This is a genomic window from Dolichospermum sp. UHCC 0260 (assembly GCF_009711985.1).
In the GTDB taxonomy this organism is placed as follows: Bacteria; Cyanobacteriota; Cyanobacteriia; order Cyanobacteriales; family Nostocaceae; genus Dolichospermum; species Dolichospermum lemmermannii.
The window spans coordinates 1-9,481 of sequence record NZ_VIKZ01000088.1; the positions used below are offsets into that span (position 1 = coordinate 1).

The 9,481-nt window shown below is 40.2% G+C and carries 11 protein-coding genes; 7 read left to right on the forward strand and 4 right to left on the reverse strand.

Annotated elements, in window-relative coordinates:
- On the reverse strand, nt 1–792 hold a 792-nt coding region (locus FJR08_RS21940), incomplete at its 3' end, for a serine/threonine-protein kinase (RefSeq protein WP_168634580.1).
- Between the two features lie 165 nt (nt 793–957).
- Between FJR08_RS21940 and FJR08_RS24105 the strand changes: the two genes are divergently transcribed.
- The gene (locus tag FJR08_RS24105) at nt 958–1,086 is read left to right on the forward strand and encodes a hypothetical protein (protein ID WP_015081582.1); all 129 of its coding nucleotides are present in this window, start codon (nt 958–960) and stop codon (nt 1,084–1,086) included.
- Nucleotides 1,087–1,130: 44 nt separating this feature from the next.
- On the forward strand, nt 1,131–1,967 hold the full coding sequence (gene menB, locus FJR08_RS21945) for a 1,4-dihydroxy-2-naphthoyl-CoA synthase (RefSeq protein ID WP_015081581.1): 837 nt from the start codon (nt 1,131–1,133) through the stop codon (nt 1,965–1,967).
- Nucleotides 1,968–2,181: 214 nt separating this feature from the next.
- Here menB and FJR08_RS21950 read toward each other — a convergent pair whose 3' ends face one another.
- Together FJR08_RS21950 and FJR08_RS21955 are read right to left on the reverse strand one after the other, a co-directional pair.
- Entirely contained in the window at nt 2,182–2,496 is a 315-nt protein-coding gene (locus FJR08_RS21950) for a hypothetical protein (RefSeq protein WP_015081580.1), read from the reverse strand.
- 351 nt (nt 2,497–2,847) lie between these two features.
- The gene (locus FJR08_RS21955; protein ID WP_148762978.1) at nt 2,848–3,393 is read right to left on the reverse strand and encodes a DUF721 domain-containing protein; all 546 of its coding nucleotides are present in this window, start codon (nt 3,391–3,393) and stop codon (nt 2,848–2,850) included.
- Nucleotides 3,394–3,656: 263 nt separating this feature from the next.
- On the opposite strand from FJR08_RS21955, the gene FJR08_RS21960 reads away from it, so the two are divergent.
- From FJR08_RS21960 to FJR08_RS21980, 5 genes are all read left to right on the forward strand, one after another.
- A complete protein-coding gene (locus FJR08_RS21960; RefSeq protein WP_168634581.1) occupies nt 3,657–4,829 on the forward strand; it encodes a hypothetical protein in 1,173 nt (390 codons plus the stop codon).
- A gap of 155 nt (nt 4,830–4,984) precedes the next feature.
- A complete protein-coding gene (locus FJR08_RS21965; RefSeq protein ID WP_148762974.1) occupies nt 4,985–5,692 on the forward strand; it encodes a PspA/IM30 family protein in 708 nt (235 codons plus the stop codon).
- 166 nt (nt 5,693–5,858) lie between these two features.
- A complete protein-coding gene (locus tag FJR08_RS21970; RefSeq protein WP_015081576.1) occupies nt 5,859–6,650 on the forward strand; it encodes a PspA/IM30 family protein in 792 nt (263 codons plus the stop codon).
- Nucleotides 6,651–6,848: 198 nt separating this feature from the next.
- A complete protein-coding gene (locus FJR08_RS21975; protein WP_148766937.1) occupies nt 6,849–7,184 on the forward strand; it encodes a co-chaperone YbbN in 336 nt (111 codons plus the stop codon).
- A gap of 75 nt (nt 7,185–7,259) precedes the next feature.
- The gene (locus tag FJR08_RS21980) at nt 7,260–8,444 is read left to right on the forward strand and encodes an LL-diaminopimelate aminotransferase (RefSeq protein WP_174783209.1); all 1,185 of its coding nucleotides are present in this window, start codon (nt 7,260–7,262) and stop codon (nt 8,442–8,444) included.
- 105 nt (nt 8,445–8,549) lie between these two features.
- Here the strand turns inward: FJR08_RS21980 and nadC are convergent, their stop codons facing one another.
- Nucleotides 8,550–9,431 carry a carboxylating nicotinate-nucleotide diphosphorylase gene (gene nadC / locus FJR08_RS21985; protein WP_015081569.1) on the reverse strand — a complete coding sequence of 294 codons (882 nt, stop codon included), beginning with the start codon at nt 9,429–9,431 and terminating at the stop codon, nt 8,550–8,552.
- Nucleotides 9,432–9,481 lie beyond the last annotated feature (50 nt).

Here is a 9,481-nt window from a genome sequence, read left to right on the forward strand (position 1 = left end):
GTCCTTTGCTGTAGGGTAACGGTTACGAAAATCATAACTTACCATTTTATCTAAAACTGTGGCTAGTTTGGGACTAACATTTGCATATTTACGCCAAATAATTTCCCCCGTCTTTATATCTTTTTCTAATTTATCAGGTAATAAACCAGTGAGCGCTTGAATAGCAATTATTCCCACTGCATAAATATCACTACTCAATTGTGGTTTACCTCTTTGTTGTTCAAGTGGCATATAACCAGGAGTCCCAATAATTACAGTAGAAGTAATTTGTCCCTGTTTATTAACTAGCTGTGTACGAACTTCTTTAACTGCACCAAAATCAATCAGGAAAATTGTATTATCTAAATGACGACGACGGATATTATCCGGTTTAATATCTCGGTGAATAACTTTGTATTTATGAACAAATTCTAATGCTTCTAAAATTTCTATTAGGAGTTGAATAACATCAGATTCACTCATTTTTTGACCTGATATTAATTCATCACTCAAATCATTACCTTCGATATATTCTTGAACTATATAAAATTTCTGATATTCTTCTATGTGGGCTAAAAGTTGGGGAATTTGGTCATGCTTGCCTAACATTTCTAGGGTTACTGCTTCTTGGTCAAAAAGCCTTTTAAGTATTGTTAAAGTAGCTGGATCTGTACTGGCTGGTGTAAACTGCTTAACAACACAAAGAGGATTTCCTGGTCGTTTGGTGTCTTTCGCTAAAAAGGTAGTCCCAAATCCACCTTGTCCCAGATTTTGAATAATGTGATAACGCTTGTCTATAATCGTGCTTATCATTAGACTCACCCTGTACTCAGAATGCGTTTAGGATTGATTATGACACAAATTCTGACATCTACCCCACATTTTGCAGATATTAAAACAAATTTAGGAATTAAAAATTTAGAGAAATAAAAGCCTGAAAATATTGCCCAGCAAAGATTTCATTAGACAGGGGTAGCGATGAATGAATGGTTACAAGGAAATCCACTTTTATTGGCAGAAATACCGAATAATTTAAAATCACAAGAATCTAATTTAGAAGTTAGTGAAAGACTACGACAATTATCTATTGCATTAAGGGGTAGATAGTGTTAAACAGATAAAATTCTCAAGCACAGCATCGCAGATTATCCATGATAGAAACCGACTGGAAAACCGTCAAAACCTACGAAGACATCATCTACCAAAAAACCGACGGTATCGCCAAAATCACCATCAACCGTCCCCACAAACGGAACGCATTCCGTCCCAAAACCGTATTTGAACTATACGAAGCCTTTTGGGATGCCAAAGAAGATACCACCATTGGCGTAGTTTTATTTACTGGTGCAGGACCCCACACAGACGGTAAATACGCCTTTTGTTCAGGTGGAGATCAAAGTGTGCGGGGACAAGCAGGATATGTAGATGATGCTGGAATCCCCCGTTTAAACGTCCTCGACTTACAACGCCTCATTCGTTCCATGCCGAAAGTCGTAATTGCCCTAGTCGCGGGTTATGCTATTGGCGGAGGTCATGTTCTTCATTTAATTTGTGACTTAACCATTGCTGCTGATAACGCCATTTTTGGGCAAACAGGCCCCAAAGTAGGCAGTTTTGACGGTGGTTTTGGTGCAAGTTATTTAGCACGGATAGTAGGGCAAAAAAAAGCGCGAGAAATCTGGTTTCTCTGCCGTCAATATAACGCCCAAGCAGCCTTAGAAATGGGCTTAGTTAATACAGTCGTCCCCATAGAACAACTAGAAACAGAAGGCATAAAATGGGCGCAAGAAGTCTTAGAAAAAAGTCCCATTGCCATTCGTTGTCTCAAATCAGCATTTAACGCCGACTGTGACGGACAAGCTGGTTTACAAGAACTCTCCGGTAACGCTACTCTCCTTTATTACATGACAGAAGAAGGAGCAGAAGGAAAACAAGCATTTTTAGAAAAGCGTCCCCCTAACTTCCGGGATTTTCCCTGGTTGCCTTAAATTTATTCGCCGTTGCATAATGGCTGTATGAATTATCTTTCGCGCAAAGGCACAAAGGAGCAAAGGCGCAAAGTTTGAGATTTTGAAATATACCAAAATCGCACCTGTTGTGGAAGGTGCGATTTCCGAAGATGTCAAAATGGGAAACAGTGACAAATTGCCAGTCAAATTTTATTAAGGTGGACGGAAAATTGATGACCGTAATAATAGGTAGTTAAATTAGTACGCTCTGATTTTTTACTTCTTGTGCAGCGGAAGTAGGGATATCTTCAACAGAGGCTACTGTAAGATGATCCAAATCGGTCGGAAGAGTTTGAGCAGCCGAAAAAATAGGTCTGGCTACTGGTAAACTCCAAGCTTCTTCTAAGGTTTCCCAAGCAGGTGCAAAAGCTGCTAAGGCGAAAGGACAGGCCTTCCAAACCCCTTGAACTGGTGCGCTCAACTTTTCACACATACCACCACGACGACCCTGTGGTTGGTAATAACGACAATAACGACAGGTAGATGTTAAACGCTTAATTAGTTTCATGTGCCTTCATCTTCAATACCGTAGGACTAGTTATCACACTTATATATCTTGCTTCTTCATCAAAATAGGCATGAAAGGCGAAAACTCATTATTGGCTATAGGTTCTAGCGATTATTAGCGATAAACAAACTTTATGATGTCTTTAGATTCTTGTTATATTTGTAAATGATTATTGAAGTGTTCACACACTTGTTTTTGTCTGAAACGTAATGGGGATCAAGGTTAAAAGTTTTATTTTAGATTTGCTCATCTTGGAAAAACCTGACTTTAGATGGATTTAAAATTCATCCTTAGCATCTACTTTACTCAATGATTTATCATAGTTCAATATTTTTAATCAGGGCTTATTTTCTACCCTAACAGCTTAGTGCAGCAGAGAGAACAAACATCCCAGCGTTCTAGTTCACCCGGTGGAGTGGGACATTGACATTGGGGACATAAAGGGAGATGATGCGATCGCTCTTGCATCTTCTTCGCCCAATTCTCAAAAACACCCAAAGCATTGTCAAGACTAGATATAACTAACTTCTCAGTAGTTAAATCATCAACCACATAACTAGGATGTTCAGATGCCGAAACAGTTGGTTCTGTTCCCGTCGTTGAGGAATTTTTCCACTCTGCTGTCGAAAAACGAATATCCACCAAAGAGGTGGACAGCTTATCATTTAATTTCATCAATATTGTTTTCCGTCCAAAGGTCAAATTTTGCGCCCAAGCAGCACTAGAAGTTGCTACCCACACTACATCACGTTGAACTGACAAAGGACGAGTTTGAGCAGCAACCGCAGTCCCCACAACTTCCACCCAACACTTCAGCAACCGTGGAAATACCTGTTCTTGCCATTGTGGTGAACGTTGAATATTCCCTAAAACCTGATCAATTGACTTAAAAGACATATTTTGTTAGTAGTTTTACTATTTTAACTATTGTGGGACGGACAGCATTCTACAAATCGCTCACGCCTAAGTCTTGCCTGTCAAAATTGTGCAAATTGAATACAGTACACCTGAATTTACTAGTTAGGGAATAGGCAACAGCAGCATTTTCTCAGCTATACTTCTAACCAGTAAGTTAAGTAAAATAGCTGAATACTGGCAAACAATTTTCGCTACTATATTGAAAATTAATTTAATCATCTACCCTAACTCCATCTTAAACAATGAATCAAAATCCTCTTATAGATTCTTCACAAACACCAGTCTTAAACCCTGCTCTGACTACAGCACTGGCTAGTTTAGAAGTACAATTAGATCAAGAATTAACCAGATACCGACGGACACGCAAAAACGCCAGACAACAACCATTAAGCAGTGTAGAAAGTTACACAAGAAATAAAAAAACAGCCTTGTTAACAGATATTCAACTACCAGCAGTTCCTCCCATAGCCACTCCCCCAGAAAATCCGTTGTTGACGAAAGAGACTGAAGCAATTAATTTTCCCCAAGACTTTGCTATTTCCGAAATAGAAGAAACCCCCACCCCTCCAAACTTAGAAAAATCTAGCAGTAGTATAGTTCTCACCAAAATTCAACCTGTTGAAAACCAAACCCTCCTCACCACAAACGATACTCCTAAACAACCAGATGATTATTTAGAATCTAGTGAAGCATTATTACGGAGTTTGACTGCCGAAGCACCACAAACTCAAACTCCTAATTCTCCCAAATCCCGTGACAGTGTGCTATCCCCTATGGGAATTGGTTCAATGCTATTGCTATTGTTAGCAACTTTAACTTTAGGCTATGTAGTCTTAAATCCCAAAACTTTGCCTAAATTTAATTTCAGTAACTTACCAAACAATAATTCATCACCAATTGCGGTAAATACTGAAGTAATAGAAAATAATTCTCAACCAACTAGCGAACCCAAAATCACTCCCATAGCCAAATATCCTAATTTAGCTACCCAAGAATTTCGACAAATCAGAAATCCTCAAGATATCGTAGATTTAACACCAAAGATTAAACCTACTCCCCAAATCGTCCCCACTCCCCTAGCTATTCAACCCCCCATAATTCCTATAACTCCTATAACTCCATTACCCACTCTTTCCCCTCTTTCTACTCTTTCCACACCTCTACCAAAGCCTACAGCCACCGCATCACCCCTTACAGAAGATATGAAACTGTCAACTAACGGCTACTATTATATTATTGCTGATAATCAAGGCGACAAAGCTTTAACAGCAGCAAAGCAAGTAGTTCCTGATGCTTATTTATCACCCAATCAAAAATTTATTTATTTAGGTGCATTGAAAACCAAGGATGAGATTAAGCGGAAATTGCAAGAACTAGAAGCAAAAGGGATCAAAGGACGGTTAGAAGAGCCATAATAAAAAAAACCTTGGTATTGCTGAATTCAGGAATGAAATTTACTTAATTTTAATTCCGAAAACTCTTACCTTTGCGCCTTTGCGCCTTTGCGCCTTTGCGTGTTAGCGAAGCGGGGCGAAGCCTGGCTAATTCATACTCATTCGGTAGAGCCAATATGGAAGTTATTAACCGTATTCTGCGGGTGATTCGCGCTAATTTCAATAGTTTAGTCAGCAATGCAGAAGATCCAGAAAAAATTCTGGAAAAAGCTTTCATGGAAATGCAGGAGAATTTGGTACAATTGCGTCAAGGGGTAGCTCAAGCGATCGCCACCCAAAAGCGCACAGAACGCCAAGCAGCCGCAGGAGAATCCCAATCTGAGGAATGGTATCGTCGCGCCCAATTAGCCCTCCAGCAAGGCAATGAGTCTCTCGCACGGGAAGCCCTCACCAAACGCAAATTTTACCAAGAAACCGCTACAACCTTAACCAGTCAAATTCAACAGCAAAAAGATGTAGTAGCCAAATTAAAACAAGATATGCGGACTCTAGAGTTAAAACTGGCTGAAGTGAAAACCAAAAAAGATATGTATATCGCTCGCGCACGTTCGGCCGAAGCTTCTTATCGGCTTCAGGAAATGCTCACTGGTGCTTCTGCCACATCTAGTTTAGGTGCATTAGAACGAATGGAAGAAAAAGTTTTACAGATAGAAGCACAATCAGAAGTTGCTAGTACACTGGGTGGTGATGATCTAGAAAAAAGATTTGCATCCTTAGATTCTGATCATGATATTGATACAGAACTGGCAGCAATGAAAACTTATATGCTAAATCAAGGAGAAAATCCGCAACCAGATCATAATTTACCCAAAACACCCGAATAATAAGTTTGCTTGGTTAATATAGCTAATTGATAGGTTCATGATTCAGAATAGAAAAAAAGATAGTAATTCAGACTGGAAAGACTACATTGGCATGGGTAGCTATTAATATAGTAGAAAAGCTAACTATCTAACCAAGAGCGTAAACCTCTAAAGGAAAAATAAATTTATGGGATTATTTGATCGCCTTAAACGAGTAGTTGGTGCTAACCTCAACGATTTAGTCAGTAAAGCCGAAGATCCAGAAAAAATGCTGGAACAAGCCCTCTTGGAAATGCAAGAGGACATGGTGAAGTTGCGTCAAGGGGTAGCGCAAGCGATCGCTGCCCAAAAACGTACAGAGAAGCAGTATAATGAGGGACAAAATGAAATTAACAAGTGGCAACGCAACGCCCAACTTGCCCTCCAAAAAGGTGATGAAAACCTAGCACGTCAAGCATTAGAGCGGAAGAAAACTTACACTGATACTGCTACGGCTTTAAAAACTAGTCTAGATCAGCAAACTGTTCAAGTTGAAGGTCTCAAAAAGAATTTAATCCAGTTAGAGAGCAAAATTTCTGAAGCCAAAACCAAGAAAGAAATGCTCAAAGCCAGGATTACTGCGGCCAAAGCCCAAGAACAATTGGGAAATATGGTGAGTGGGATGAGTACCAGCAGTGCCATGTCCGCTTTTGAGCGCATGGAAGAAAAAGTGTTGCTTCAAGAATCTCGCGCTCAGTCTACCGCAGAATTAGTAGGTTCAGATTTAGAAAACCAATTTGCACGTTTGGAATCTGGTAGTGATGTTGATGATGAATTAGCTGCAATGAAAGCATCGCTCGCACCTGCACCCGAACCAAAACTACTCACCCCAGAACAACCCAGCACCGCAACTCCAGCACAACCAACCAGTACAACTAAACCTGCTCAACCAGTTGATGCTGAATTAGAGGCTCTACGCAAACAATTGGATAATCTGTAGTTTTTACAGATAATTTAATCCAGTTAATCCCACATATCTTAGTTGTGGGATTTTGCTTCATTTTTAAAGACGAAAAATTTATATAGTAAATCTTTTATAATCTAAAATCCAAAATGGCATGACAACTGACTCTCAGATTGGGATAGAGTATTTTGTAAACGAACTTCATTAATTTATGCTACCTTTATGGAGACTATGATGAACAAGGGTGTAATCACTATCACTGATGCTGAGTTTGAAACAGAAGTATTAAAAGCCGAGCAGCCTGTATTGGTCTATTTTTGGGCTTCCTGGTGTGGTCCTTGTCAATTGATGTCACCACTGATTAACTTGGCTGCAACAACTTATGGCGATCGCCTAAAAATTGTTAAAATAGAAGCTGACCCTAATCCACTCACCGTCAAGGAATATCGGGTAGAAGGTCTTCCCGCTCTTAGGTTACTAAGAGGAGAAACAGTATTAGAATCTACTGAAGGAGTAATTAGTAAAAATAAATTACTCAGTTTTTTAGATCAGCATTTAAATAATAATTAGTTACCCGTCAGTGATCAAAACTCCATAGTTTCTGATCACTCACTCATGACTAATGACCAATGACTAATAATTAAAATGCAATTTGCCACCCGGTTACAACCTTTAAAATCTAATGTATTTGCGGATATGGACACAGCCAAGACCATTGCTTTGGCTGCTGGAAGAGAATTAATTGATTTGTCCTTGGGTTCTTCAGATTTACCAGCCGAGAATCACGTCATAGAAGCGATCGCCCAATCTCTCCATGATCCTAGCACTCATGGCTACTTATTATTTCGTGGTACTCAAAATTTCCGTCAAGCCGCAGCCCAGTGGTACGAGCAAAAATTCGGTATCCCAGTTGACCCAGAAACAGAAGTTTTACCCCTGATTGGTTCTCAAGAAGGGACAGCCCATTTGCCTTTAGCCGTGCTTAATCCCGGCGATTTTGCTTTATTATTAGATCCTGGTTATCCTTCCCATGCCGGGGGAGTATACTTGGCTGGTGGTCAAATTTACCCCATGCCATTAAAACCAGAAAATAACTTTTTACCAGTTTTAAGTGATATTCCCGCCAACATTTTAGCCCAGTCGCGGTTAATGGTATTAAGCTATCCCCATAATCCTACCAGTGCGATCGCCCCGTTATCCTTCTTTCAAGAAGCCGTAGCCTTTTGTCAACAACATAATATAGTTCTTGTTCACGATTTCCCCTACGTAGATTTAGTTTTCACAGCAGAAACCCAAAATCCAAAATCCCCTGTTCCCTCAATTTTGCAAGCTGACACCGAAAAAAGCGTCTCTATTGAATTCTTTACCCTGTCTAAGTCTTATAATATGGGTGGCTTCCGCATTGGTTATGCAATTGGGAATCCGCAATTAATTCAAGCCTTAAAGCAAATCAAAGCCACCGTTGATTTTAACCAATATTTGGGAATTTTGAACGGAGCGATCGCTGCCCTCACCGGACCCCAAGATGGTGTAAAATCTGCCGTTGATACTTTTCGTCAACGCCGCGACACCTTCATCAAAGCCTTACACCGTATTGGTTGGAACGTTCCCACACCCCAAGCCACAATGTACATTTGGGCAAAACTACCCCCACAATGGAGTCATAATTCCATAGAATTCTGCACCGAATTAGTTAAACAAACAGGTGTAGCAGCTTCCCCAGGAGTCGGCTTTGGTAAATTTGGTGAAGGATACGTTCGGTTTGCGTTAGTGCAGAAACCAGAAATCCTAGAAACTGCTGTAGAGAGAATTTCCCAGTTCCTCTATTAACTCAAGTTGCTAGTCATCTAATTGAGCCTGGTAATTGGTAATTGGTAAATTTCTCATCCTGTTAATCCTTTAATCGGTGGATATCCTGATATGGCTTGCGCCACGCTACGCTATCAGACAGTTTACCATTCTCATACTCAAATCCAACCATTTAGACTGAGTAATAGGCGCACTAGTAGAAATATAATCAACACCAGTTTCCGCCACAGCGCGAACAGTCTCCAAAGTTACATTTCCCGAAGCCTCAATCTTCACCCGACTATCTTCTTCACGAATCAATAATACAGCTTCACTCATCATAGACAAAGACATATTATCCAACATAATAATATCAACTTTGTGCTGTAACGCTTCCCGCACCTGAGCTAAATTTTCCGTTTCCACCTCAATAGTCAGAGGATAAGGAACATGAGAACGAATGCGGGTAACAGCCTCCCCAATTCCTCCAGCAGCAACAATATGATTATCCTTAATCATCACCGCATCATCCAAACCCATGCGGTGATTCATCGCCCCACCCAAAGCACTAGCGTACTTCTCCAAAATCCTCAACCCTGGAGTAGTTTTACGAGTATCCACCAATTGAGCAGGTAAGTCAGCTATTTTTTTCACATATATATTAGTCAAACTCGCAATTCCACTTAACCGCATCACCAAATTCAACGCCACCCGTTCCCCCATCAACAGCGTATCAAGAGAACCATTGATTTCTGCTATCACCTGTCCCGGTTCAGATGGTGTACCCTCATCAGTCAAACTGATAAAATCAACCTCATTATTTAAAAGCTTAAACACCCTAGCCGCAACTGGTAAACCCGCAATTATCCCCGGTGCTTTAGCTATCCACTTAGCTTGTCCTCTCGCGGAATTTGGGGATAATAAAGATTGAGTAGTGCGATCTCCTCTACCAATATCTTCCAACAACCAACTTTGCAACAATTGATCCAGCACCAAAAACGGTGGTAGTACAGCCACTGAACTCTTCATATCATCTTCTAATATCTATATCCACTCAACACTATCAATAATTGTCTTCC

Coding starts and splice junctions, on each gene's coding strand:
- FJR08_RS24105 (WP_015081582.1), top strand. CDS start 958: ATGAATGAATGGTTACAAGGAAATCCACTTTTATTGGCAGAAATACCG.
- menB (WP_015081581.1), top strand. CDS start 1,131: ATGATAGAAACCGACTGGAAAACCGTCAAAACCTACGAAGACATCATC.
- FJR08_RS21950 (WP_015081580.1), bottom strand. CDS start 2,496: ATGAAACTAATTAAGCGTTTAACATCTACCTGTCGTTATTGTCGTTAT.
- FJR08_RS21955 (WP_148762978.1), bottom strand. CDS start 3,393: ATGTCTTTTAAGTCAATTGATCAGGTTTTAGGGAATATTCAACGTTCA.
- FJR08_RS21960 (WP_168634581.1), top strand. CDS start 3,657: ATGAATCAAAATCCTCTTATAGATTCTTCACAAACACCAGTCTTAAAC.
- FJR08_RS21965 (WP_148762974.1), top strand. CDS start 4,985: ATGGAAGTTATTAACCGTATTCTGCGGGTGATTCGCGCTAATTTCAAT.
- FJR08_RS21970 (WP_015081576.1), top strand. CDS start 5,859: ATGGGATTATTTGATCGCCTTAAACGAGTAGTTGGTGCTAACCTCAAC.
- FJR08_RS21975 (WP_148766937.1), top strand. CDS start 6,849: ATGAACAAGGGTGTAATCACTATCACTGATGCTGAGTTTGAAACAGAA.
- FJR08_RS21980 (WP_174783209.1), top strand. CDS start 7,260: ATGCAATTTGCCACCCGGTTACAACCTTTAAAATCTAATGTATTTGCG.
- nadC (WP_015081569.1), bottom strand. CDS start 9,431: ATGAAGAGTTCAGTGGCTGTACTACCACCGTTTTTGGTGCTGGATCAA.